26 protein-coding genes are annotated in these 25,286 nt (G+C 47.6%); 18 read left to right on the forward strand and 8 right to left on the reverse strand.

Features of this window, described 5'->3' with window-relative positions:
- Window position 1 precedes the first annotated feature (1 nt).
- The 6 genes from MKX59_RS11955 to MKX59_RS11980 all read left to right on the forward strand — a co-directional run bounded on the left by MKX59_RS11955 (window position 2) and on the right by MKX59_RS11980 (window position 4,926).
- Window positions 2–730 carry a DnaD domain-containing protein gene (locus MKX59_RS11955; RefSeq protein WP_023989128.1) on the forward strand — a complete coding sequence of 243 codons (729 nt, stop codon included), beginning with the start codon at window positions 2–4 and terminating at the stop codon, window positions 728–730.
- A 322-nt stretch (window positions 731–1,052) separates the two neighbouring features.
- Window positions 1,053–1,541, forward strand: a complete 489-nt coding sequence (locus tag MKX59_RS11960) for an RNA polymerase sigma factor (RefSeq protein ID WP_048481510.1) — start codon at window positions 1,053–1,055, stop codon at window positions 1,539–1,541.
- A complete protein-coding gene (locus MKX59_RS11965) occupies window positions 1,538–2,008 on the forward strand; it encodes a hypothetical protein (protein WP_023989126.1) in 471 nt (156 codons plus the stop codon). The genes MKX59_RS11960 and MKX59_RS11965 overlap by 4 nt, the downstream gene beginning before the upstream one ends.
- Before the next feature lie 92 nt (window positions 2,009–2,100).
- Window positions 2,101–3,366 carry a hypothetical protein gene (locus MKX59_RS11970; protein WP_023989125.1) on the forward strand — a complete coding sequence of 422 codons (1,266 nt, stop codon included), beginning with the start codon at window positions 2,101–2,103 and terminating at the stop codon, window positions 3,364–3,366.
- A gap of 1 nt (window position 3,367) precedes the next feature.
- The gene (locus tag MKX59_RS11975) at window positions 3,368–4,150 is read left to right on the forward strand and encodes a hypothetical protein (RefSeq protein ID WP_023989124.1); all 783 of its coding nucleotides are present in this window, start codon (window positions 3,368–3,370) and stop codon (window positions 4,148–4,150) included.
- 164 nt (window positions 4,151–4,314) lie between these two features.
- On the forward strand, window positions 4,315–4,926 hold the full coding sequence (locus tag MKX59_RS11980) for a flavin reductase family protein (protein ID WP_023989123.1): 612 nt from the start codon (window positions 4,315–4,317) through the stop codon (window positions 4,924–4,926).
- A gap of 202 nt (window positions 4,927–5,128) precedes the next feature.
- Here MKX59_RS11980 and MKX59_RS11985 read toward each other — a convergent pair whose 3' ends face one another.
- The 7 genes from MKX59_RS11985 to MKX59_RS12015 all read right to left on the reverse strand — a co-directional run bounded on the left by MKX59_RS11985 (window position 5,129) and on the right by MKX59_RS12015 (window position 12,507).
- On the reverse strand, window positions 5,129–5,785 hold the full coding sequence (locus MKX59_RS11985) for a methylthioribulose 1-phosphate dehydratase (RefSeq protein WP_023989122.1): 657 nt from the start codon (window positions 5,783–5,785) through the stop codon (window positions 5,129–5,131).
- A complete protein-coding gene (locus MKX59_RS11990; protein ID WP_023989121.1) occupies window positions 5,786–6,463 on the reverse strand; it encodes a 2-hydroxy-3-keto-5-methylthiopentenyl-1-phosphate phosphatase in 678 nt (225 codons plus the stop codon).
- A complete protein-coding gene (locus tag MKX59_RS11995) occupies window positions 6,460–7,671 on the reverse strand; it encodes a 2,3-diketo-5-methylthiopentyl-1-phosphate enolase (RefSeq protein ID WP_023989120.1) in 1,212 nt (403 codons plus the stop codon). The genes MKX59_RS11990 and MKX59_RS11995 overlap by 4 nt, the downstream gene beginning before the upstream one ends.
- The gene (proC, locus tag MKX59_RS12000; RefSeq protein ID WP_023989119.1) at window positions 7,668–8,534 is read right to left on the reverse strand and encodes a pyrroline-5-carboxylate reductase; all 867 of its coding nucleotides are present in this window, start codon (window positions 8,532–8,534) and stop codon (window positions 7,668–7,670) included. The genes MKX59_RS11995 and proC overlap by 4 nt, the downstream gene beginning before the upstream one ends.
- Before the next feature lie 39 nt (window positions 8,535–8,573).
- Window positions 8,574–9,866, reverse strand: coding sequence for a glutamate-5-semialdehyde dehydrogenase (locus MKX59_RS12005; RefSeq protein ID WP_028540661.1), 1,293 nt, complete (start codon window positions 9,864–9,866; stop codon window positions 8,574–8,576).
- A gap of 12 nt (window positions 9,867–9,878) precedes the next feature.
- Entirely contained in the window at window positions 9,879–11,084 is a 1,206-nt protein-coding gene (gene proB / locus MKX59_RS12010; protein ID WP_028540662.1) for a glutamate 5-kinase, read from the reverse strand.
- Window positions 11,085–11,325: 241 nt separating this feature from the next.
- Window positions 11,326–12,507: a pyridoxal phosphate-dependent aminotransferase gene (locus tag MKX59_RS12015; RefSeq protein WP_340858435.1), complete on the reverse strand. Its 1,182-nt coding sequence runs from the start codon at window positions 12,505–12,507 to the stop codon at window positions 11,326–11,328.
- A gap of 176 nt (window positions 12,508–12,683) precedes the next feature.
- On the opposite strand from MKX59_RS12015, the gene MKX59_RS12020 reads away from it, so the two are divergent.
- The 5 genes from MKX59_RS12020 (at window position 12,684) to MKX59_RS12040 (ending at window position 16,555) form a co-directional block, all read left to right on the forward strand.
- Complete coding sequence (locus tag MKX59_RS12020) at window positions 12,684–13,502, forward strand: carbon-nitrogen family hydrolase (RefSeq protein ID WP_340858436.1); 819 nt, start codon at window positions 12,684–12,686, stop codon at window positions 13,500–13,502.
- Between the two features lie 22 nt (window positions 13,503–13,524).
- Window positions 13,525–14,805, forward strand: coding sequence for a helix-turn-helix domain-containing protein (locus MKX59_RS12025; protein WP_071558564.1), 1,281 nt, complete (start codon window positions 13,525–13,527; stop codon window positions 14,803–14,805).
- A gap of 235 nt (window positions 14,806–15,040) precedes the next feature.
- Window positions 15,041–15,460: a hypothetical protein gene (locus MKX59_RS12030; RefSeq protein ID WP_053325652.1), complete on the forward strand. Its 420-nt coding sequence runs from the start codon at window positions 15,041–15,043 to the stop codon at window positions 15,458–15,460.
- A 71-nt stretch (window positions 15,461–15,531) separates the two neighbouring features.
- Entirely contained in the window at window positions 15,532–16,332 is an 801-nt protein-coding gene (locus tag MKX59_RS12035; RefSeq protein ID WP_071558565.1) for a hypothetical protein, read from the forward strand.
- A gap of 82 nt (window positions 16,333–16,414) precedes the next feature.
- Window positions 16,415–16,555: a hypothetical protein gene (locus MKX59_RS12040; RefSeq protein ID WP_023989112.1), complete on the forward strand. Its 141-nt coding sequence runs from the start codon at window positions 16,415–16,417 to the stop codon at window positions 16,553–16,555.
- 339 nt (window positions 16,556–16,894) lie between these two features.
- Here the strand turns inward: MKX59_RS12040 and MKX59_RS12045 are convergent, their stop codons facing one another.
- The gene (locus MKX59_RS12045) at window positions 16,895–17,812 is read right to left on the reverse strand and encodes a LysR family transcriptional regulator (protein ID WP_025723122.1); all 918 of its coding nucleotides are present in this window, start codon (window positions 17,810–17,812) and stop codon (window positions 16,895–16,897) included.
- A gap of 274 nt (window positions 17,813–18,086) precedes the next feature.
- On the opposite strand from MKX59_RS12045, the gene MKX59_RS12050 reads away from it, so the two are divergent.
- The 7 genes from MKX59_RS12050 to MKX59_RS12080 are packed head-to-tail and all read left to right on the forward strand — an operon-like array spanning window position 18,087 to window position 25,277.
- Window positions 18,087–19,688, forward strand: a complete 1,602-nt coding sequence (locus tag MKX59_RS12050; protein WP_053325650.1) for an ABC transporter substrate-binding protein — start codon at window positions 18,087–18,089, stop codon at window positions 19,686–19,688.
- Window positions 19,689–19,692: 4 nt separating this feature from the next.
- Window positions 19,693–20,691, forward strand: a complete 999-nt coding sequence (locus MKX59_RS12055) for an ABC transporter permease (RefSeq protein WP_023989109.1) — start codon at window positions 19,693–19,695, stop codon at window positions 20,689–20,691.
- Complete coding sequence (locus MKX59_RS12060) at window positions 20,688–21,554, forward strand: ABC transporter permease (RefSeq protein WP_023989108.1); 867 nt, start codon at window positions 20,688–20,690, stop codon at window positions 21,552–21,554. The genes MKX59_RS12055 and MKX59_RS12060 overlap by 4 nt, the downstream gene beginning before the upstream one ends.
- Window positions 21,539–22,312, forward strand: a complete 774-nt coding sequence (locus tag MKX59_RS12065; protein WP_048481509.1) for an ABC transporter ATP-binding protein — start codon at window positions 21,539–21,541, stop codon at window positions 22,310–22,312. Before MKX59_RS12060 ends, MKX59_RS12065 begins: the two co-directional genes overlap by 16 nt.
- Window positions 22,309–23,091 (forward strand): ABC transporter ATP-binding protein, encoded by a 783-nt coding sequence (locus tag MKX59_RS12070; protein ID WP_053325649.1) that lies wholly within the window; start codon window positions 22,309–22,311, stop codon window positions 23,089–23,091. Before MKX59_RS12065 ends, MKX59_RS12070 begins: the two co-directional genes overlap by 4 nt.
- Entirely contained in the window at window positions 23,078–24,148 is a 1,071-nt protein-coding gene (locus MKX59_RS12075; RefSeq protein WP_028540671.1) for a pyridoxal-phosphate-dependent aminotransferase family protein, read from the forward strand. The genes MKX59_RS12070 and MKX59_RS12075 overlap by 14 nt, the downstream gene beginning before the upstream one ends.
- Window positions 24,138–25,277 carry an amidohydrolase family protein gene (locus MKX59_RS12080; protein WP_053325647.1) on the forward strand — a complete coding sequence of 380 codons (1,140 nt, stop codon included), beginning with the start codon at window positions 24,138–24,140 and terminating at the stop codon, window positions 25,275–25,277. Before MKX59_RS12075 ends, MKX59_RS12080 begins: the two co-directional genes overlap by 11 nt.
- Window positions 25,278–25,286: the final 9 nt, after the last annotated feature.

The following is a 25,286-nucleotide window of genomic DNA, read 5'->3' on the forward strand; positions in this document are numbered from 1 at the left end:
GATGACCGGATCATTCGACAAGACATCAGCGGCAGAATGGGCGGAGGGAGTAGCCTTTGCTATGGAAGCCGGAATGGTCCAGATTCCCTATGCCCTGCTCAAGCATTATCGGACACTTCGGCTGACAGATGCTGAAATGCTGCTACTGATGCAGTTGCTTGCCTTTAAACAAGCGGAACGTAATGAATTTCCGACATGGGAACAATTGCAGACCCGCATCGGATGTACTGCGAACGAAATCGCACTCTATTTCAGTAAGCTCATGAAAGAAGGATTTTTGAGAATCGATTCCGTAGAAGACCGCAGCTCATCCGTACAATTCGAACGTTACAATTTGACGGGGCTGTATCGTAAGTTGGCAGAATGTATGATCGCTGAGCGTAACGAGCAGCACGATGAAGATGACATTTTGTTTGCTGGAAAGCCGGATTTACTGAATGGAATAGCAGAATCCCCGCTTACAGAAGAACGGAATTTGTTTACGATTTTTGAGAAAGAATTCGGGCGACCATTGTCACCGATGGAATACGAGACGATCACCAGCTGGGTGGATCAGGATCGGTATCCCGAGGAGCTGATTTTGCTGGCTTTGAAGGAAGCGGTATTTGCAGGGAAGGTACATTTCCGGTATATAGACCGTATTTTGCTGGAGTGGAGCCGAAACCGTGTTCGTAATGCACAGGATGCCAAAGAATACGCCCAGCGATTCCGTGGTGGCGGACGCAATTGATATATCGGTCTAAGCCTTTTAGGCTAAGCAGTAGACTTATGTATCGAGGTTGTCACTGCAAATTGGCTAATGTGCAATGAGAACAATCTGGAATATCGCCTGTGCGCGTGAACTAAGCCGAAATGAAAGCGAGTAAATAGGCTTTAATGATAGAGGACACACCATTCCGTCAGGAGGGTGTGTCCTTTTTAAATATTTTTTTGAAATATGCAGGGGAAGGAAATTTCCTGGCGTCTATAGTATTGGGAAGGGGGAGAGCGTCATTGATATAGAGAGAATCATTGAACGAATACGGTCCGGTGACCGGCAGGCGTTCCGTGAGATCGTAGAGCTGTACAGCAAGCATGTATTTCATGTCGCCTATTCGGTACTGCATGACAGCAAGGAAGCAGAAGATGCCGCGCAGGAGGCATTCGTTCAGGTGTACAAGTCTCTCCCCCAGTACCGGAACGAAGGTTTTAAAACGTGGCTGAGCCGAATTGCGCTCCACAAAGCGCTGGATATTAAGCGCAAACAGGACAGACGACCCGCAGAGCTTATAGACGTCGCACAATCCCTTGTACAGCTCCCTTCCCGGGATGAGGATGTGCTGGCTCGTCTCATTCGCGAGGAGCAAATTGAAGAACTATCGCAAAAAATCGCCCAGTTGCCCCAGCAACATCGGGATATTATTCAAGCCTATTATATGCAGGGCAAAACCTACGACCAAATTGCAGAAGAGACGCAGGTAGCTTTAAAAACAGTAGAGTCGAGGCTCTATCGGGCGCGGCTATGGATTCGAAACCACTGGAAGGAGGAGGAATGGCAATGACTGACCAACAGGATAAACCGTGGATTGAAGGGAAATCGAATGACTGGCATGCTTACATTGCAGGAACTTGCACGATAGAGGAGTCTGCCCGGCTGGAAAAGCTCCTGCTGGAAGACGAACAGGCGCTGATGCTATATCTTGTCGCACTGGAGCAACTGGAGTCAACTATGAAAGATTATTCTGCCTGGATGGATACGGAGCGCTTCACAGATCAGGTAATGGCCGTTCTTCCCGAGATAGAAGCTGAACCGAATCAAGTTCTGTTTAAAAAACGCCGCTGGTTTGAAAAACCTGTGTTTCACTACGTTGTCGCCGCAAGCCTAACGTTGATCTTATTGTCCAGTGGAGCCTTTGACAAAATGATGCCGCAAACAGATGGAAAGCCGATTCCTCCAAAAGAACGCGTTTCTTACAGTGAAGAGGTCATGCGAGCTACAACAACCTGGCTCGATAAATTAAAGCCCTAAATCATCGGATAAAGGCTGAGATGAAAAAACTCAAACAACAACCTTCAAATGGGGACTTTATTAAATCCCATAAATAGAAAGGAAGTGTAGCGATGCCTTATACGGAAAGAAGCAAGCTCTTGGCATTTCTATTGAACATCATTCCCGGTGTGGGTCACTATTACTGGACCAGAAAAGCCAATGCGTTTGTATACACCATTTTGTTTTTCGGATGTCTGGCGGGAGGATTATTTTTTTCAGTGGTTTCAAGAGACGAATTACCTTTATTGGCCAGTATGTTTGTTGCCGCTCTTTTTTGGGGGCTGAGTATGCTGCATATCATTATTAGCTTGTTGCGTTATGATTCTCGTGCAGCTGCTGTTCCATATCCCCCACATGCAGGACCCAATCCATATGGTTATTACTCGCAAAGTGGGCCTTATGGACATGCAGGTTCAACGGGAGAGGTACCGGAGGGGGCAACAGACGCGGATGTGGATGCACCGGGAGCAGGAATGGGATATGGTCCGGGCTATAACCATTATCAACAAGGACACTATGGTATGGCAGGATCACCTGCTTTTCAAAAAGGATCGGAGAATGAACGCTTTTTTACGATTTTGCTGTCGTTCATTCCTGGATTGGGACACCTTCATTTGGGGCTGATGCAGCGTGGTTTGTCTTTTCTGCTATCTTTCTTTGGCTTTGGAGCGATCCTCGTTTTTATTACCAGCATTACAAACGAATCCGGATTTTTGGCGTTTGCGGGCGTGCTGCCGATCATTTGGCTGTATTGCATGTTTGATGCGGTGCAGCATGTACATCGCAAACAAGCGGGAGAAATGCTTCAGGACCGGACTTTGTTTGAGGAACTGGAGCATGGAAGAGTCGAGGGACGGCGGAGTAAAATGCTGGCTACCATTTTATCGGTATTTCCCGGTGCTGGACATATGTATATCGGTTTGCAAAAGCGTGGACTCCAGCTTATGCTTCTGTTTTTAGGAGGCATCTATGTACTGGACGTGCTATATCTTTCACTCTTTTTGTTCCTGATTCCGGTGGTTTGGTTTTACAGCTTTTTTGATGCGTTGCAGCAAGTAAGCCGTTATGGACGGGAGCCGCTGATCGACAAGCCTGTGATCGGTATGTTTGCACAATATCACCGCTGGGTAGGCTTGGGGTTGCTATTGCTGGGCGCCTATTACATCTTAATCAACGTACTAGTTCCTACTCTGGATCGTCTGTTTCCGAATGGAGAGATTTATAATTTGGTTGACATGTATCTACGGACGATTATCGTATCCTTATTGTTGATTGGCGGTGGTATTTGGATGATGATTGGGAATTCCAAATCTAAACGAGTAAAGGAGAAGCAATAGAATGGATACTGAGTTTTCAAAGAGTGAGGCTCCCTTTAAGGGAGCCCATCATCCTCATAGCGATGGAGGAGGCTCCACAGGTATATTTGGTACATCGTCTAACAAAAATAGTTCCTCTAAAGCGTCAAACGCTCCGGCAGGGGTGTGGAAAGTCGGAAGGCTGTCAATGGGACTTTTCCTCGTCCTGCTGGGGGGCATAACGTTTGCCTCCAAGTTTTGGGGAGCGGGCATACTGGACCAGGCTTTGACCTGGTGGCCTGTCGTTTTTGTTTTGCTGGGGTTGGAAATTTTAATGTATACTGCTTGGAAAGGGACGCGTGAGCGCATTCGTTATGATTTATTCAGTATGTTTATTACGGCGGTATTGGTTTTTTGCTGTATCGGATTTGCCTTGGTCAGTTCATTGGGGATCACTCCGCAAGTCAGAGAAATAATGAGTTCGGTTCAGGAAACAAGGCTTATCCCAGACTGGCATGAAAAACTGCCTGCCGGAGTGACCAAGGTGATTGTACAGGGAGAAGATCCTTATGCGGTCAAAATTGATGCAACCACCTCACCGGAGGTGCATGTGTTCGGGAGTTATGTATACACAGGCAAAGAGGACGAAATAAAGGGGCAAGATTTATATCAGACCAAGCAAATCGGCGATACCTTGTATGTATTACTGGGTCAAATTCCGACACGGTTTATGCAGACTCAGCAGCAGCTTGATGTTACGATTGCTGTACCTGAGGGAATTACGGTTACTGTGCGCGATAGCCGAGGAAATATAATTGAAAAATAGGGAGATCTTCCGGCTCCAACTTTACATTTCGTATCATTCACGCGATACTGAAAGGGAAGCCTGAGATGTCATCCATGTCGCTAACTAATGGTGCATTTGCTTATCAGGCGAAACTTGATGATGTGCAGTCGAATAGCGATTGTAATCGGAAATGAGGGAGAAAAATGATTTCGTTGAATCCTGACACGCTTACAGGGCGTGAAAATTATAAGCTGTTGACCGGAAGTATCATCCCAAGGCCGGTAGCCTTTGTAACGACTTTGAGCAGCGAAGGGGTGCTGAATGGTGCGCCGTTCAGTTATTTTTCCATCGTAGCTTCTGAACCGCCACTGCTGTCTGTATCCGTACAACGTGTTGATGGAGTACCCAAAGATACAGCACGTAATGCGATGGAGCATAAGGCTTTTGTCGTACATATCACAGACGAGGACAATGTGGGAGCGGTGAATGTGACGGCTTCCCGTCTGTTGCCGCAGGAGAGTGAGGTTACACTGGCAGGCCTTACCCCGGTCAAAAGTACAAAAATCGAAGTTCCCGGTGTGACAGAAGCGAAAATACGTATGGAATGTATTCTGGAACAGGTTATACCGTTGGGAGGTCAGGAGGACACACCTGCCTGTGATCTGTTAATCGGACGCGTAGTGCAGTATCATTTGTCCGAGGAAGCGTATCAAAATACGTATGTGATTGCTAAGGAGTTGCGTCCAGTAAGTCGTTTGGCTGGGAACAACTATGCGAAGCTAGGAGAGCAATTCACGCTGGAGCGTCCCCAATAGGGGGCGTTTTTTTACAGCATATCCAAAATTATATCAGGAGGATTCTTATTCATCATATTTCCTTTTATGTCGCTAGTAGAATAGAAATACCCTTATTATAAAAAAAGAGAACGTTCCTGTGCTATCGCTTAGGCTCCGTTCTCGATATTCAATGACCACTTTTACAAATAAGGATACGCATCTTTGATATTTATGAGTTTATTTACTTCAAAGTTTTCAGCAGCAAGGAGCGATAGGTCGTTTCAAACAAAAATTCAAACGCCTCCAAATGCTTTTTAGCCTCAAATACATCACGGCCCCACGCATAAATGCCGTGGTTACGCAATAAAATTCCAGGCACCTGATCATTCAGCACACCAGGTACGAGCTTGGCAATCGAGGCAATATCCGCGTAATTAGGCAGCACAGGAATATCAATGGCAGCATTTTCTTTCCAAATGTTAAAAGCCTTGATCAGCTCAATACCTTGGATAGGTACAGCGCCTTGCTCACCGTAATATTCGGAAATCAGATTGTTAAACACGGTATGCACATGAAAAACGGCTCCGCAGCCTGTTAGGCGGTAAATTTCACAATGTATAAGCGTCTCTGCGCTTGGCTTGAGGTTTGTCGCTTCTGCCGCTTTTCCGTACTGGTCTACGAATAGAAAATCTTCCGGAGTACGCTTGGTTTTATCCTTGCCGCTGGCGGTGACTGCAAAATAAAATTGTTCGGGATGAAAGTCACCAATTCGGATCGACAAATTGCCGCTCGTGCCTGGGAACCAGTTGCGAGATGCGAATAGTTCTTTGACATCAGCGAGTTCTTCAAGTGCGCGGCGTTTTTCTTCCAATGAAATGTCTGCCAAGTTAAAACTCATTTACAGCACCCCTTGCTCCTGTTTTTGCTTTAAATCCTCGATAATGTCATCAAATGTTTCAAAGGGTACATGTGGTACGCCAAGCTCTTGACACTTTAAAGTCAGATGCGAACGGGAGTACACAAGATCGGCAATTTTAGCTCCTTCAAAATCGGTCAGGCTGTCGCCGATCAAAATCCGTTCGTATTGTTCGGAAGGGTATTGACGAATCACAGTCGTTTTACACATGCCACAATCATTTGTACACGGTTCCTCACATGGATGCGGCCAAGTAATCTGGATGCGATCCCCGGAAAAATCCGCTCCGTTGCAATAGACGTGGTCGTGTGGAATATCGAAGGGTTTTAGCAATGGATCAATAAAAAAATCAATGCCGCCACTGGTGACGAAAAATTGAATCTGCTGCTCTCGTACATAGTCCAAAAAGCGTGCAAAGCCCTCGCGTATACCAGCTTGTCCAAGTACATATGAGATAATTTCGTCCTTTTGCTCCGAAGGCATGAGGGCAAACATCGCACCTACGCCTTCACGAATGGATGTATGCCCATTTACGATCTGATGCATGATGGGCTCACAGCCTGTAGGTTGAAAATGCTTCATAATGGCGACAATATTGTCGCTGTTCGTAATTGTCCCGTCAAAATCGCAAAAAATGACGGGCTTCTTCGCTGTGCTCATCGTTCACCTCCCCATGTGTCGAGCGCAGATTGCAGCTCGGGGTGAGTACGGGCGTATTCTGCCAGAGGGACATTTTGCTGTACCGCTTCAATCGCCTGCACAAAGGCGCGCCCACCAGCTTCTGTACCCAGCGGATGACCGTGAATCCCGCCCCCAGCGTTGACAACAACGTCAGTACCAAAGTCACGTACAATTAACGGCACGAGGCCCGGGTGAATCCCTGCGGAAGGGACCGGCATACTGGCCTTAAGCGGTAGATCAGGGGTGATCAGCTCATCGCGGATCGCCATGTTTTCCTCACGCGGCATCGTCACTGAGCCGTAGGGAGAAGGGAAGAGGACGAGGTCAGCGCCAGCCAGCCGCATAAGCTGACCGAGTAGGACGGACGCCGAAATACCATAATGCGGCGATGGATAAGCAGCTCCCGCCAACGAAGGATGGGCTGCAATCGGCACCGAGACGGCAGGATCGCTACTAAGTTCATGTAGCACATCGTAACCGTAGGCCAACACGTTAAACAGTAACGCGTTGGCACCCGCATCAATGGCCTTGAGAGCTTGCGTCTTAAGCTGCGAGGTCGGCCCCGTTAAATTAGCGGCATACAGCAGCTTTTTACCGGTTTCACGCTCAGCCGCTTCGGCGGCTTTGATGCAGGCTTCGACACGTTTTTCAATCGGCGTCAGCGCGTTTTCAAACAAGATCTCGTCGTCCTTGATCAGATCAACGCCACCGAGAGCCTGCCGGGTAAACTGTTCACGAAGTTCGTCCAAATTGAGGCCAATTACAGATTTGAAAATGCTCATGAGCAGGGGACGATCATACACGCCAAGCTGTTCGCGCAAGCCGCTGATACCGAATTTCGGTCCTGGAAAAGCAGAGCGGAATGCTTCCGAGAAACCCAGCTTCGTTAGCTTAATTCGGCCGTCCATCGAAATTTTGCCGAAGACTGTGACCAGCAGAGCAGGAATGTCTCGGCTGAAGTTGACATCCGGGTAAGCGATGGTCAGGTCCGCGTACCGTTCACCGGGACCTCCATCGTAAATATCCACAGAATGAACCGAGCCAAGATGCTTTTGCATCGCGTCCCGTTTGGCTTGCGGGAGCTCAGTCCAGCTGCCCACCGTCATGCCGATGGCAATAGATTGGGCCTTTTGGTTAAAATCGGCTTTGTCATCGTATACCCGGTAGGTCGCCAAGCAATAGCTCATTCAATTCCCTCCTTGAGTACAGCTCCCATCTCGCGGGATCGTTCAGCGCACCGCTGCACCGCCGCAATCACCGTTTCGTAGAAGTCACCTTTGTCCAGCATTTCCAATGCAGCTACCGTAGAGCCATTAGGAGACATGATTTTGTGGCGAAGGGCAGAAGGCTCCTCTCCGGTTTGCTGCACCATGCGTGCCGCTCCAAGCGCGGTTTGCACCGTTAGTTCGTGCGCTTGCTCAGGGGTCAAGCCACCACGGATTCCCCCGGCAATCATGGCTTCCATCAGGTAGTAGACATAAGCAGGGCCGCTTCCAGATATCCCGGTCAAAACATCCATTTTCTCTTCTTCTATAACCGTTACCGTCCCTACAGATTCGAACATCGTAAGCACGTTTTTACGCTGGTTTTCGCTGATTTCCTTGGAAAAGCTAATGCCTGTGGCTCCCAGCCCAATTGAGCTGGATGTATTGGGCATCGTCCGTGCGATCGGCTGCTTGCGACCCAGCAACGTTTGCATCGTACGAATGGACAATCCTGCGATTACCGAAATAATCAGCTGCTCATCAGACAGAAGTGGGCCGAGTTGCCCAAGTGCTTGTGCAGCATCCTTGGGCTTCATGGCAAGCACAATGACCGGAGAACGACGCAGAAGCTCGGTTTTGGCGGCATCCTCGGTTTGGAACAAGACTCCATATTGCTTTTGAAGTTCCTCAAGGCGAGCCTGATTACTGCGGTTGATGACGGTAATACCACTACGTTTGACGACAGAACGAGCCGTCATTCCGCGAATAATAGCCTCTGCCATTGATCCTGCCCCGAAAAATGTAATTTGCTCATTAATTAAAACCTTTGTTTGTGATTCACACATAGATTCATAACCTCCAAGGATACAGATTGATTTATGTTATTATTCCCTGATTTGTCCAGTACCGTACACGCGATATTTGGTTGAAGTCAAGGCAGGCAATCCCATTGGGCCGCGGGCATGTAATTTTTGTGTGCTGATTCCGATCTCGGCACCAAACCCAAACTCGAAGCCATCCGTGAAGCGAGTGGATGCATTGTGATACACGGCTGCCGCGTCCACTTCTTGCAGAAAACGCTCGACATGGGCTTTGTCCTCGGTGACAATACACTCAGAATGCATCGTACCGTAACGGGCAATATGCTCTAGTACTTCGTCCAAATTGTTTACGACCTTGATGTTCATAATGTAATCATTATACTCGGTGCCGTAATCCTCTTCTGTAACAGGAATAGCCCAAGGGGCCAATTCTCGTGTGCGTGCACAGCCGCGTAGCTCAACCCCCGCATCACGAAAGCGTTCTGCCAATCCTGTTAAGTGTGCTTTTGCATAATCCGAGTGTACGAGCAATGTTTCCATCGAGTTACACACGGACGGTCTTTGCACCTTGGCATTCAGTGTAATCGCTTCGGCCATTGCTGCATCCGCTGTAGCGTCCAAAAAGGTATGGCATACACCAGCTCCGGTTTCGATGACAGGTACGGTAGCGTTCTGAACAACATTTTGAATGAGTGAACGCCCGCCGCGTGGAATAATTACATCCAGCAAGCCGTTCAAGGTGAGCATTTCGTTGACCGAGGCACGGTCTGAATCTTCAATAAGTTGAAGCGCCTCGCGTGGCACAGCTGTTGCGTCTAGTGCCTGCTGGAGTACTTCGATAATCTTGCGGTTGGAGAAGAGGGCGGCCGAACCACCGCGTAGCACAACCGGATTGCCTGTTTTCAAGCACAGGCCCGCGGCATCCACGGTTACATTTGGACGCGCTTCATATATAATGCCGATGACACCCAGCGGCACACGTATCTTCTCAATTCTCAGACCGTTTGGACGTTCAATTTGCTCAAGGGTGTCGCCGACCGGGTCAGGCAGTGCCACAATTTGGCGTAATCCTTCGGCAATAGCTCCGATTCGGTCCTCGGTCAGCTTGAGGCGGTCGAGCAGCGACTCGGATGTTCCCTGTTCCCGTCCATGTTTCAGGTCATTATGGTTTGCTGCAATCAGCTCTTCAGTATGATTTACTAGAGCTTCAGCCATAGCAAGCAATGCTTCGTTTTTCTGTGCTGTAGTCAGGCGGTTCATGACCCCGGCACTTTTTTTGGCAAGATTGGCTTTGGTTCGTACTTCGCTAAACTGATTCTCCTCGGTTGTAGCTGTGTTAGTCGTTAAATCACTCATGTTACGGCCTCCCTACATACATAATGTAATCCATTCATCCCTGTGGATCACCTCAAGCCGGTGAATGGGACCGATTTTGCCCACAACCTCGCCGCTGGATAATCCTTGTACAATTCGGAGCTGTTCATCGTCATAATTGACGATGCCGCGTCCTAAAACTTTATTTTCCGGTCCGAGCACCTCAACGACATCTCCGGCATGAAAGCTGCCTTCGACACGTCGTACGCCAACCGGAAGTAGACTGTGTCCTCCGTGAACCAACGCTTCCTCGGCCCCTTCGTCTACATGCACCGCGCCCAGAGGGGTGGACATAAATCCAAGCCACTGTTTTTTCATCGGAAGTGAAGAGAGGTGAGTGTCAAAATAAGTTCCCGGTCCGTGTCCTTCGACGGCTGCGTTTAGATCGCCATTCGCGCTTACACGTCCCACATATACAGGCACACCGCCGCGTGTAGCGACTTTGGCAGCTTCGATCTTGGATCGCATGCCGCCAGTACCTACAGACGATCCAGAACCTCCAGCTAATGCATAAATCTCCTCTGTAATTTCTTCGATACGTTCAAAACGTACGGCATTCGGATGCTTGCGCGGATCTGCCGTATATACGCCATCGGTGTCCGTAATGATAATTAGATGCTGAGCTTTGACCAGATTGGCAACCAGCGCGGACAGCATATCATTATCGCCGAATTTCAATTCGTCAATCGATACAGTATCATTTTCGTTAAAGATCGGGATAACCTGCTGGCGCAGCAATTCTTCTACGGTCATTCCGGCATTATTCATCCGTTTGCGGCTCAAAAAGTCACTACGGGTCAGTAGAACCTGCGCGATCACTAGGTCAAAATCTTTAAAAGCCTGCTCATAGGCCTGCATGAGAAGGGCTTGGCCAACAGCCGCTGCCGCTTGCTTTTCATGTAATAGCTTAGGGCGAAACGGGTACCCAATCTCTCTGAATCCGGCGGCTACTGCACCTGATGTAACCAGCAGCACTTCATGACCTTTTGCACGTAGCAAGCTGATTTCCCGGGCAAAATAAGCGATGGCTTCCCGATTCAAGCCACCTTCCACTCCAGTTAGAGAGCTGCTTCCGATTTTAATGACGATTCGTGTTGACAAGACGTCCACTTCCTTAATTTTACTCTTTTTAATGCAAAAAAACTTCCATCCTTTGTATGCAAAGGACGAAAGTTTGTGCTTCCGCGGTACCACCTTCATTGATGATTCATGATCATCCCACTTGAAACCTGTTAACGGCAGGGACCGCCTGATTGCGCAGGGCGCTCGGGGATAGGAGTTGGGAGAGAGTCCAGGTAAATTCTTGCAGCCTATCGGAATTTACTCTCTGAACAGGACCGAGTCTCTCTTAATAGTCCCTTCAACGCGCTAAATGATATTGGATACAGAATACCACGAAAAGACCAGGTTTGGCAAAGAAGTTGTAGCTGGAAAATACGGCTTAACCAAACAGGTTTAGCTTGCCAATTCGATCAGCCGCCTCGGTCAGTCGAGCTTCTGAGCTGAGCAGTCCCGCTCGCACATATCTTTCGCCGCCATTCCCGAAGCCGATCCCTGGAGCAACAGCCACCTTGGCTTCCCGCAACAACAGATCGGCAAAAGAAGTGGAAGTATAGCCCTGCGGCACAGGCAACCAACTGAAAAAGGAGCCGCTTGGGCGCGTCGCCTTCCAGCCTATTTGCCCAAGTGCATCATAAAAAGCGTTACGGCGTGATTCATAGCGGGCTACCAGCTCGCCTACGCAGTTCTGCGAGGCCGTCAAGGCTGTCGCCGCCGCTGCCTGAATGCCGCCAAACAAGCTTACATAAATATGATCCTGTAGCAGATTAATCATCGAGATGATTTCGGCATTACCGAGCGCGAAACCAACACGCCAGCCCGCCATATTGTACGTTTTGGACAAGGTATAGAACTCAATCCCCACGTCTTTAGCACCCTCTGCCTGGAGGAAGCTCACCGGACGTTCGCCATCAAATCCAATAGCGCCATAGGCGAAATCACTGGCAACCACAATACCGTTACGTTGCGCGAATTCAACCGTATCCTCGTAAAAAGAAAGTGGAGCCGTTGCCGAGGTTGGATTATTCGGATAGTTAAGGAACATTAACTTGGCGCGGCGGCGGTCTTCCACGGAAATGGCTTCATAATCGGGCAGAAAACGGTTCTCTTCCTTTAATGGGAGAAAAGACATTTCCGCTTTAGCCAAGGCTACACCAGACCAGTAGTCCGGGTAGCCGGGATCAGGGACGAGACACACATCGCCGGGATTGAGTAAGACTTGCGGCAGCTGAACCAAACCTGTTTTTCCGCCAAACAGGATGGCGACCTCGGTTTCAGGGTTGAGCGTCACACCGTAATCCTCCTGATAGCGCTGGGCAACGGCTTCCTTGAGAAAGCTGTAACCGCGAAATGGCGAATATTTATGATACAGCGGGTTATCCGCTGATTCCTGCAAAGCTTTTACAATATGAGAAGGAGTGGGAGTGTCGGGGTTCCCCTGTCCGAGGTTAATGACATCATGTCCCGCCGCAATTTCACGGTTTACATTTTGTACAAGTGTGGCAAAAAATTGAGTAGGTAACTGTTTCATGACGTCAGCGGAGGGAATAGAAAAATGAGTCATCAATACACACGACCTTTTGGAATAGTTTAAGAAATAATCTATCACGATTTTACCGAGTTGTATAGGAGGAATTAAACTTGCATAGTTGCGTAATCCAGACTGATCGGGCTATGATGGGAGAAAATACCGGATAATGGGTCGCGGGAAGCTCCGGCTCACAAGGAGGATGAAGGATTTTGAAGTATCAGGAAGCTCAGCCGTTCAGTGTTGCACTCATACAAGCTTATATAGAGATAGGAAATCCCCCGGAAAACCGCAGTCATATCCGAGCTTTAATGGAACAAGCGATGAAAACCGAACTGAAGCCGGATCTGATTGTCCTTCCGGAAATGTGGAATACGGGCTATGCCTTGGATCGCATTCATGAGCTGGCGGATAAGGAAGGGACGGAGACTCGGGCATGGATAGCAGCATTCGCTGCCACCCATGAAGTGAACGTAGTAGCTGGGTCGATCGCAGAGAAAAAAAGCGACGGTCATGTGTATAATACGATGCTCGTTTTTGACCGAACAGGCAGAGAGGTTGCTTCGTATTCCAAGATTCATCTATTCCAACTTATGGATGAAGAAAAATATTTGCAGCCTGGCGAAGAAAAGGTTTTATTCGCACTGGATGGCGGAATTCGGGCAGGTGCGTCGATCTGCTATGATATTCGTTTTCCTGAACTAGCCCGTAGTTTGGCCCTGTCGGGCGCAAATTTGCTGATCGTACCCGCAGAATGGCCTCATCCCCGGCTTCATCACTGGCGCACCTTGCTAACCGCACGTGCTATAGAAAATCAAATGTATGTTATTGCTTGTAACCGGGTAGGTCGCAGTGGAGATACTGATTTCTTCGGGCATTCGCTTATTATTGATCCATGGGGAGAAATCATTGCTGAGGGCGGAGAGCAGGAGGGGATCATCACAGGAACGATTGAGTCTGCCTTAGTGCAGGACGTACGTGGTCGTATTCCGGTGTTTGAAGATCGGCGTCCCTCACTGTATGACCGATAATCAGTGTAGAAAGGAATACTCCATGCTTAAGGAACGCATTGAATTTTTGTGTAAAAAGAAAAATCTGTCCCGTAAAGAGCTGGTAGACGGGCTGGTGACACCAGCACATTTCGCAAATATACTGGCTGACCGTTACCCGTTGGCAGAGGATTTGGCCGAGCAAATTGCTGGGCGTTTAGGTGTAAATCCCTCCTACCTCTTGCGTGCAGCGGCAGAGGATGAAGAGACGCTGACTACAGCGGATAAGATTTTCACAGAGCTGTCCAAGCTGGCTAATCCTGCCACGGAAAGCTATGTGGATCTACTGGAGGATCGCAACGATTCGCTTGTGGTGGAAATGACGACTTATTTGATGAAGGCCGTTTATTACCAGCAGTTAAATGACCCAACGGCCTATGAATATTTACATCAAACCTATTTGAATTTTTATTTGGAGAAGTTTGGTCGCTCGGATGAGGTGGAGCTGCCCGCACCGCTAAAAAAAGCAATATTATTTTATAAAATCCAGTATTTCCGCTCGAAAAACCATTATTATGATGTGCTGAATAACGTTAAGCAGCTAAGCCGTCTGGTGGAAGAGGGGACGGAAAACTGGCTGAATGCGCAAAACATTATGATGGAGGCCTGTATTCAGGTCAAGCAATTTGATGAGGCGAAGCAGGTATTCGAGCAGACGATGCGCAGGGTGTATGATGATCGGCTTTTTCACCGTTTGACGGGTCTGTATGTGGCTTACAGCGGATATTGTTTTGCCATGGGTTCTGTGCAGGAAGCACTGTTAACGCTCTCTATGGCTGAGGCCAATTTGGTCTATTTGGAAAATGCGGCAGATATGCTCACGACCATTCTGAACAACCGGATTATTATGCTGACATCGATTGGTGAGCTGGACAAGGCTTTGGAGGAAGTAGCGCGTTTTGAAGCGCTGGTGAGCCGGGAGCGGGAGGAAATGCAGCAGATGATGCTGCCCGTTACGCTAATTTATCGCTGTGAGATTGCGTTTGCGCGAAAAAATTGGGGGCTTCTCTCACAGCATTTGGATCAACTGCGTAAAACAAATCTGACAACAGATCAGCAAATGGGGCTTGATTTTTATGAAAGCCAGCTTGCGCTTGCTCAGGGAAATCAGGACGCCTTTTGGATGCATGCCTTGCAATGCTTGCCTTATTTTGAAGCTCTCCAGCATCCAGCGCGGCTTGAACAGTTATATGAAACGCTGGCAGTTGTGTCCGAGGACAGTCGTCGTTATAAAGAATCATCGGCGTATTATCGCAAATTGGTCTATCTTTTGCGTAAAAAATAGCCTGAATTCACTCGTTTTTCACAAAACTATCGGATAGATCGTGCGAAAGAATACTCCAAAGTGCGCAAAATTTTGTGTAAACCGTCCCAGAGTTCAAAATAAACCGGAAAAGTACAGGTTAAAGCTCCTGTTTTTTCGGTTTTTTTGTATGCGCCAAAACGTATTGTGATGCCATATACCCTCTTTTATACTGAATTCATAGGGAACGACAATACAAAATACGAGGTGCAACCACATGATGAACTTATTCGGGAAAAAGAAAAAACAGCAGGATGCGATAGAACAAGCAGATCAACTGATGAATAAAGGCCTGTCAGGATTATTTATGAAAGGTTTGGTACCCAAAGAGCATCGGGAACAGATTAACCAAAGCCTAAACTCGGCAAGACAAGCTCAAACGGCGGCTAACGGTGGTTTGGCGATGGCAGCGACTGCGGTTGTTATTTCGGTAACAGATACCGGGAAGCTCGTGAATTTTGATCCGATTGTGGTGCTAATGCTAGATGTGACAGAAGTAAACGGTAATCGATATCCAAAAACGTTGGAAACGCTCGTATCCAAGCTGCAAATTCCGCGACCTGGAGATACGGTGGGTCTGGGGAGCAATCCGGTAAATCCATCGGAGCTGATTTATATGGGTCTGGTGACAGTGTAAATGAGCAGGTCGTTTCACCTTTCTTGCTGACATATAATTTGAACAGATGATTGAAAAAGGGGTTTTGGAGGATGAAAGGATTTTTGAGTATTATCGGGGTACTTATGGTGTTTGGTGTAGGCTTCTCACCATTTTTGGCTAACTATTTATGGGATGATCCATTTGTGATTATGGATGCCCCGTGGTATAGGCCGTTAATTTATATAGGCTTTGCGCTTATTTTTCTACCTGGCATTTTAGGTGTTTTTTTTGGAGGCGGTAAGGTAAAGAAGGGTGTTCCTGGGGTTGGGATTATTACAAGTGTTCAGCTAACAGGGACTTATGTAAACAATCAGCCGCAGGTAAAGCTCGGGTTGACCGTAACCAAACATGGAGAAGACAAATATGATACTGCTTTGACGACGATTATTCCTTTGACTTCCATGGCTCAATTTCAGCCAGGCTCGATCATTCCGTTGGTCGTATCGGAGAAAGATAAACTGAAAGTAGCACTTGACCTGAAAGGGCAGGTGTCGCAGACGGATTTGCAAGCGTTAATGAATGAGCAAATGGTCAAGCAGGGCGTATCGCCTGAGCTGATGGAAATTGCCAAAACCGGTGAGCAGGCATATGCGAAGGTGCTGGATGTCACACCCATGGGGGAAGCAGGACCTAATAAAATTAAGCTTCAATTTACGCTGAGTGTTACGAAAAACAACGGCGATACATTTAATGTAACCACGCAAAAGGTTGTTTTTTCTTCCCAACTGTCCAAGCTGCAGCAGGGAAGTATTATAGAGGTCATTTATTCACCTCAAGATCCTTCGAAATTGGTCTTTAAAACACAAGTGAGTGAAGCCGAGGTACAGCAAGCATTTGGTTCTTCTCGATAATAAAAAAGTTTTCTGATACCTGTTTCAGATACAGCCCATAGGTGTATTATAATAGTATCCCGACACCAGGAGGTTGATAACGATGGATAACCAAAGTAGATCCGAACTGGCGAATAGGGATGGCCTGTCACGGCCGAGAGGCTTAAATAGACAGGTTGTCGGAAACAATTATGAAATGGGCTATGATCAGGATAAAAGTCCACCAGATTTAGGGAGACCCTGATCACAAAAAGGCGAGGACAGGCACTTTGGGATCACACAGCACATTGGAACTGAGGTAGGACATTCTTGGGAGACCAAGGCTAGAGACCTTAAGGAAAGAAGTGATGCGGGATGGATAAAGTGGAGTTTCCGAGCAAGCGTAAAGTAATCAGGCGAGGCTGACATGAAATTCAAATGAACATGAAATGTGGTTCGTTAAAGACAGATGGAAGCAACATCGCAACAGTGTAATCGAACCCGTAAAGTAAATGAAGTATTGAAAGCATAGGGGCGAAGCCCCGGGACCGTCTTCTTCTCTGGCTTTGGCTGAGGAGGAAGACGGTCCTTTTCACATTTGAAGCTACTTTTGAGAAAGTTGCTCGACCGTTTCTCGGAAGGTATCAATAAAGGCTTCGGCAGCTTTAGACAAATAACGTCCGTTTCGGTAGGCAATGGCTAGGGTACGGCTAGGGGTAGGTTCGGCGAGTGGCAATAATGCTGGAACAAACTCGCTGCTGGCGGCCCGGGCGATAAAACGGGGGACGAGTGTCACTCCCATACCTGTCGCTACAAGCGATTGGAGCGTCTCCATATTAGTGCTCTCAAACACCACATTGGGTTCAAAGCCAGCTTGATGACACAAATCCATCGTCAGCTTGCGAAAGCCTTGCCCTTTTTTCAGAACGACAAAAGGCTCATCTTTCAGTTCTTCCATATGCACAGGCTGCGGATGGTCTCCGTTTTTACGCAGGGCTAGGGGGTGACCTGGAGGAACGGCAAGATCAATCCACTCTTCACCGATCGGCACATAGGAAAGTGTAGGTTCTACTAATGGAAGAGATAGCAGGCTGAGATCTGTATCCCCACTGGCAGTTTTTTTCTCCAAATTCATGGATGAATCCTCGACCAACACGATTTCAATGTCCGGATGAGCTTTCTTGAATACAGGCAGCACATGCGGCAGCAAATGAGAACCTGTGATGGGCATACTGCCAACCACAACCTTCCCTTTTCGCAGTTGAGAAATGTCGTCCATTTCCTGCCGGAGCTGCTCAACTGCATCGACTATTTTTTTTGCCTTTTCCACAAAGCTTGCTCCTGCATGTGTTAATTCCACCGTGCTGGTGTTGCGTTGAAATAGAAGTACCCCAAGTTCTTTTTCCAGTTTGGACAATTGTTGGCTCAAAGAGGGCTGAGCAATATGCAGTTTTTCTGCTGCGCGTGAGAAGTTTTTTTCCGCTGCAATTTGCAGGGTGTATTGAAGTTGTCTGAATTCCATCGAGTTTTAAACCCCTTTTATATACGCTTTTATAATGGTTGTCGTCTTATAAGATTTACCTATTACTTCATAGACTGATTATACAATAATATAATGAAATTCCCAATCCCATATGAACTCCATGTGTACACAAGCTGGAAAATCCCTATGTTTACTTTTATCTTTGATTTTTTAAATTATGGTATTTAATTCTGTTTGACATGGCAAATGGGTTCATCCATAATATTATTCATATTAAAACAATATGTTTTATTGGAGAAAAGGGGAAAATGGGATGTCCAAACTTATTGTATCTTTTAGGAAACCGTTTTTGGTTGGATCTTTAGCATTTCTTTTATTGGTTCTCGTGGCAGGATGCTCCGGCTCCAAAAATGATGCAGATAAAAATACAAACGCAACTAACCCAAGCACAACCGCTGATCAACCCGCGGAAGGGGGAACCTTTACATATGGCCGCCCGGCTTCCGTAACCTCGTTTGATTTGCATAATCAGATTACATCAAATAATGCTTTTGCTATCGACAAAGTATTTGAGCCACTAGTCGCCTTTAACAGTGATGGGAAAATTGTGGATTGGCTTGCAGCGTCGCACAATATTAGCGCGAATGGATTAACCTATACTTTTGTTTTACGTGATGGCTTGAAATTTTCAGACGGCAAAGGAGTTACTGCCGAGGACGCGGTTTTTTCAATTCAGCGTCATTTGAATGTAGGAGGTCCTCTTGCAATAGCGGCACAGGTGGCTTCGCTTTCGGCTCAAGATGAAAAAACACTTGTAATTAAGCTTAAAGCGCCGTATACGCCGTTTATTTCTGAACTCTCAAATTTCTCCAATGGCATCCTTCCAAAGGATTTTGGCGGTGTCTCGGAAAAAGAATTCTTTAAGAATCCGGTCGGTACCGGTCCCTTCGTCGTTAAGAAATGGGATTCTGCCGGTGATCTTACTTTCAGCAAAAATAAATACTATTGGCAGAAAGGCAAGCCATATATCGATGAACTTGTCTACAAGCTCATTGAAGATGACAGCCAAGCGATTAACCAGCTGAAGGCTGGCGCGATAGACGCTATTGAGTCTGTAGCTCTTGAAAATGTAAATGAATTAAAACAAGGAACTGATACCAAAGTGGCGACCAATGGAAGCTGGGTGACAGAGCAATTGTTCTTCAATACCCTGGACGAGCATTTTTCGGATGTGCACGTTCGCCGTGCGTTGGCGTTGGCACTTGACCGTAATGGATTGACCAATGCGGTTACCTTTGGTTTCGCAAAGCCAGCCAATTCGCTTTTGCCGCCAGCCATTCCCTACAACACGAACGATACGATTAAAGCGCTCAGCTTTGATACGAACGCTGCCAAAGCAGAGCTTGCAAAATCAAAGTTCCCTAATGGGTTTTCTACAAAATTGCTCATTGCCTCTGGTAACAACTCAAGAACTCAGGAGGCACAGATTATTCAGGCGGCCGCCAAAACGATCGGCATAGACATTCAAATCGAATCTGTTGAGTTGGCCTCATTTCGCGAGCGTTTCTTTGCCTATGATTTTTCGGCAATGATCAACAGCGGACAGGCGGATTCTCCAGAAGCCAACTCGATCCTCGCTTTCCAGACAGATCCGGAAGGCTTTAGCAAGTCGTACTGGACTCATTACACGAACAATGAAGTTACCAAGCTCCTGCACGAGGGGCAAAAAACACCTGATGGGGAAGAACGTGCGGGAATTTACGCCAAGCTTCAACAAATCCTTGCAGACGAGGTACCTTACATCCCGCTTTATTATCCGGATATTCTGAAAGGTGTTCGTTCTTCCATTGATGGCCTGGTCGTGCTTCCCAATAACAGCGCTCGTTTTGAAGATGTACGTGTGAAAGGTAATTAGATCCTTGACGGCCCACAACTTATTTAAAAAGTCTGCCGGATTGTCTGCAAATCTAACTTTCCCACACAAATGGCTTGTGCGCGCTATGATAAGAGCGGCATCAGTAGTCATCTGTGTGGTGGTGGCAGTCTTCTTCATCATAAGGCTGGTGCCGGGAGACCCCGCCAAAATGATTCTGGGGGAATACGCCACAGCTGAGGCTATTGAGAGTATGCGCCATAGGTTGGGGCTGGATCGTTCTCTTTGGGAGCAGTTTATAGGCTTTGTGCACAATTTCTTTACACACGGTGATACCGGCGTTTCGATTGTTTTTGAGACTTCTTCAAGAGAGTTGATTGCAGAGCGGGCCCCTGTGACGCTGCTGCTCATTGCAATGACCTGTCTTTTTTCCATCATTGTTTCGCTGGTGCTGGCCACCCTTGCGGCAACACATAAAGACGGACTGCTTGACCACATTATACGCATCTTGCCTGCTGTAACGCTCGGTATGCCGATTTTTTGGGTTGGACTGCTACTGATTCTGGTATTTAGCGTTCGGCTTCGCTGGTTCCCCGTTGGGGGAGTCGGCGAGGGCTGGCTTGGAATCTTGTACAGTCTCGCCCTTCCTGCGATCACTGTCGGATTGTCGCAAATTCCCTCGCTTGTTCGTTCTTTAAGAGCGCAGATGCTGGAAGTGCTGGAATCTGATTTTGTTGTAACCTTGAAGGCAGCGGGAATCCCCGACCGGGTTATATTGGTAAAGCATGTCCTGCGCAATTCCGCTCTTCCCGCTCTTATGCTGCTTGGCGTAAACATTGCCTACCTGATGGGCGGCACGTTGGTAATTGAACAGGTTTTTGGCCTCAAGGGTATCGGAAGCCTGTTATTTTCAGCCATTTCAAACCGGGATTTTCCTGTTATACAGGGGATTGCTCTTTATTGTGCGATATCTGTGGTCATCATCGGCTTCGTGATTGAGGTTGCTTCTGGGTATCTTGATCCCAGGACGAAAGGAGAACAATGAAACGCACGCAATTAGATCTTCAGATTCAGAAGGCGGGTCATAGCAACCGCTCTTGGGGAAAAATACTAAATACTCCATCTCTTTTATGGGGCAGTATTATGTTTGCGTTACTCATAGGTATTGCAGTGTTCGCACCGGTTATTAGCCCCTACCAGCCTTCTGATCAAAATATTTCGGCAACTTTACAACCCCCGTCCTTCGAACACTGGCTGGGAACCGATCAACTGGGGCGTGATTTGTTTACACGGCTGATCTATGCCGCACGGACTGATTTGAAGATTATGGTGCTGGCGGAGATCATCCCTTTTTGTATGGGGGTGTTTCTGGGAATGCTTGCCGGGTATTATGGTAAATGGGTAGACACGGTTATCACGCTTTTGACCGATACGTTTATTGCGTTCCCTTTTTATTTGATTGTAATTATAGTGGCGTTTGCAAGCGGTACGGGTGAACAGGGGATATACATTACATTTGTCCTGGTTGGCTGGATTGTATACGCGCGCGTGGTCAAGGGTCTTAGCGCATCGTTTCGCAAGCAGGAATGGATAGCCGCTGCAAAAACTCTGGGAATCCCGGATATTAAAATCATACTGCGCCATCTTCTGCCGAATGTGTTACCGCAAGCGGTGGTAGTGCTTATGACGGACATGGCTGTTCTGCTTGTAGCCATTGTTACGCTAGGCTATCTAGGTATCGGCATTGCGCCGCCAACTCCGGATTGGGGAACTATGATTTCTGATGGGCAGCCCTTTATATCTACTAAGTGGTGGCTTTCAGCAATCCCGGGCTTTGCGGTAGTATATACAGGGATAGCCTTATCCCTTGTGGGCGATGGGCTAGCAGATATATGGAGAAGAAAATGAATGCTATGAATCCAATTTTAGAAGTGGAAAATTTGTCGCTCGCGACGCAATCGAATCATAAATTGGTCACCAATGTGAGTCTCAAAGTTGAAGCGGGCGAAAGTATAGGACTTGTGGGGGAATCCGGATCTGGAAAATCGCTCACGCTTCGCTCCATCATAGGGTTGCTTCCCTCCGGTATTGAACAAGTTGGCGGGCATATTAGGAGCAATGGCAGATGCGCAATGATTTTTCAAGACCCGATAAGGGCACTTGACCCTCTCTGCCCGGTGGCTCGGCAGCTTGCCGAGGTTGTGTACTACAGGCAGAAGGTGAGTCGGAAGGTCGCGCGCACAATAGCTTTGGAACTGCTTGAAATGCTCGGTCTTCCCGATTCCTTAAAGCATACTGACCGTTACCCCCGCCAGCTTTCAGGCGGCCAGTGTCAACGTATTGTTATTGCGATGGCTTTGGCGTGCAAGCCGGGTATCCTTCTTTGTGATGAGCCAACAACTGCGCTTGACGTAACGGTTCAACGGCAAATACTTGACGTTATTTCACGTCTTCAAAAGGAGTTGGGTTTTGCCATGGTGTTTGTTACGCACAATCTTGCCGTAGCTGCTTCGATGTGCTCAAAGCTTTGCGTTATGAAAGAGGGAAGAATCATAGAGCGGGGAGACACTTTGCCCCTTTTACAAAACCCGCAAAATCCGTATACACAGTTGCTGATAAGCTCAGTGCTTCCTCTCCCGGATCTTGAAAGGAGCGCGGATTTATGAAAACAGCCTTGCGGATAGAAAATATAACGGTTGCTTATGGTAAGTTCACCGCGCTTGATCAAGTAAGCCTGGAGCTGCAGGAGCGTACCACGCTTGGTCTTGTGGGAGAATCGGGTTCAGGAAAGTCTACCCTCGCGCGGGTAATAGCCGGGCTGATCGCCCCGGATGAGGGCCGGATCATGCTGGGTTCTCAGGTTCTGGGCAAGCGACGGAGCCGGGAGCAGCATAAAAGAATACAAATGGTGTTTCAAAACCCGGATTCCTCGCTAAATCCAAAGCATACGATCAGGCAAATCCTTGCCGAAGCCTTACTTTTTCACAAGATTGTTGACCGAGCTCAAGTGGACAAGAAATGTAGGGAACTGCTTACACGTGTTCACATCGATGAAAGCGCCCTTGGCAGATTCCCTCACGAATTTTCCGGCGGTCAGCGTCAGCGAATAGCAATTGCCCGCGCATTAAGCGTTGAGCCAAGCATACTTATCGCAGATGAACCAACGAGCGCACTGGATGTTTCGGTACAACGGAGTATGCTTGAACTGTTGAGCACACTCAAATCGGAGCTTAATCTTACGATGCTTTTTATCTCTCATGACTTGGGAGTTATAAATGCCATAAGCGATATTGTTGCTGTAATGCGGCAGGGGAAGCTGGTTGAGATCAACCCCAAGGAGAAATTCTTTTCTCGTCCTGAAACGCCTTATAGCCGTGAGCTTTTGTCCGCTGTTCCTAAAATGCCAATATCCCATTCTGCAGGAGGTATTTATGAGTCAAAATAATAAAGGATTTGTACCTCTTACAATATCGGAGTTTGATACGCTAACTAACTTGCTCTCCAAACTCCTGTCCACCCAAGAATCCCCGGTAATCATACCGGGCGAGGCGATCCTGGGAATTGAAGCCATAGCAGCAGGCATATCTGCGCCCGACCGTAAAATTCTAAACATTGTGACAGGTCCATATGGAACGATTTTTGGTAACTGGCTTGCGCGTGGCGGAGCAGAAGTCATCGAACTCAAAACATCTTTTGATGATGTGGTAACTGTAGATGAAGTCGCCGCAGCGATTGAGCGATATAACCCATGTGCGCTTTCTTTTGTGCAGGCGGAAGTGGTCACAGGAGGCTCTAATCCAACAAGGGAAATCATGGAGCTTGCGCGTAGATCAAACATTATAACCGTGATAGATTCAGTTTCTGCAATCGGGGGCGAACCGGTGCTCATGGACGAGTGGGGAATTGATTTTGTAGCTGTAGGGGCGCAAAAAGCACTATCCGGGCCTAACGGGATCAGCGCTGTGGGGATTTCTCCCCGTGGCTGGGAGTTTCTGGCCTCCAACAAAAATGCGCCGCGCAATTCCATACTGTCTTTGCTTGACTTAAAGCGTTCCCCTAATCATGTGACGCCCGTGCGAGTTCCTGCCAACATCCCTGTTTTGGAAGCCCGTGCGCTTATAGAGTCATTAAAGCTTATTGAAGAAGAAGGTCTGGAAGCAGTCAACCGCCGCCATCGCTTAACTACATCTGCTGCAATTGCTGGCATTAAAGCCTTGGGCCTTGAACCGTGGCAGCGGAATAAAGATAGCTACTCAACGTTGACTACAACGGTTCGGATTCCTCAAGGCGGTAATTTCAATATCGAACAGCCCATAGGCATTGTCGCACCCGGAGATGGAGAATTGCATAATAAACTCTTACGCATTAACCATTTTGGGGCGAAGGCAAATCAACAAAGCGTTGAAGAAGCTATCCAAACGCTTGCTGAGCTTGTACATCAAGACCCTTATCATGCGCTTGCCGCCCAAAGGTTAATTTGGGGGAATGAAGATGGAAAATAAAATTCAAAAAGAGTTAACCTATAAAAATATATTTGTGGCGGGGATTGATGGGAAACGATTTGATATAACAATCACCAATGGTCGTTTTTCGTCCATTGCAGAGTCCTTATCCTCGCATACTCAACAAAATGGTCCAGATGGCGACTTATGGATTAGCCCCGGCGTAATTGATCTTCATACGCATTTGGCATGGACGGATTTTAATCATACTGACCAGGAGAAGCGCGATGAACTGGAGATCGAAGTGATGCAGGCGCAAGCCTTTGAGGCTACTTTCCAGGCTGGAGTGACTTCAGTGCGTGATGCAGGTGGGCTTTTGCCAAGTACGGTGAAGCATATAGGTCAGCATTATAGCCAGCCTTTAAGAGTTTATACCAGTGGTGATATGCTCGGAGCCGGAGACGCACGAGGTCTTAAGCATTTGGAACGGCGGGTAACAGAAATTATTGATTGCGGGGCAAGCTGGATTAAAATTCTTGCAACGGGGGGACTAGGCTCGTCGCCAGATACAGTGCTGAACCCGATTTTTTCTGAGGAAGAATTCTCTTTTATTGTGCGTAGCGCCCATGCACGCAACATAAAAGTCATGGTTCATACCTGGGGTGGACCTACTGTGGATTGGTCTATTGACGCTGGAGTGGAATCTATAGAGCATGGAATGTATTTGACCGAGGATCAAGCCAACCGGCTTGCGCAATCCAGGACAGCCTTTGTGCCTACTGCTTCCATCTATCGTATTGCTGCAGACCCGTCTGGAGTTCTTTTACTCGACAGGGAAATTTGTGACCGCGCCGCCCGCGCCGCCGAAGCCCACCCTAAAGCCGTTAGCTATGCCAAAAGAGCAGGCGTACGAATTGCGTTCGGTACAGATTTTGCCACACCTTCGTTACATGGACGTAACCTTGAGGAATTAGACACACTCATAGACTGTGGATTAACTCGAAAAGAGGCCTGGCAGGCTGCCACGGAGTTCGCCGCTGAAATTTTGGGATATGGGGACAGATTGGGACGTATAAAAGAAAACTACACAGCAGATACAATCCTTTTTAATGCTGATCCGTATAAGTCACAAAACGCCAAAGCACTCCGTGAAAGTATCGTATCGGTAATTCAGGGACAATTTGAGTGAGACCAATAC

The sequence above is a fragment of the Paenibacillus sp. FSL R7-0340 genome, from assembly GCF_038002205.1.
In the GTDB taxonomy this organism is placed as follows: Bacteria; Bacillota; Bacilli; order Paenibacillales; family Paenibacillaceae; genus Paenibacillus; species Paenibacillus polymyxa_B.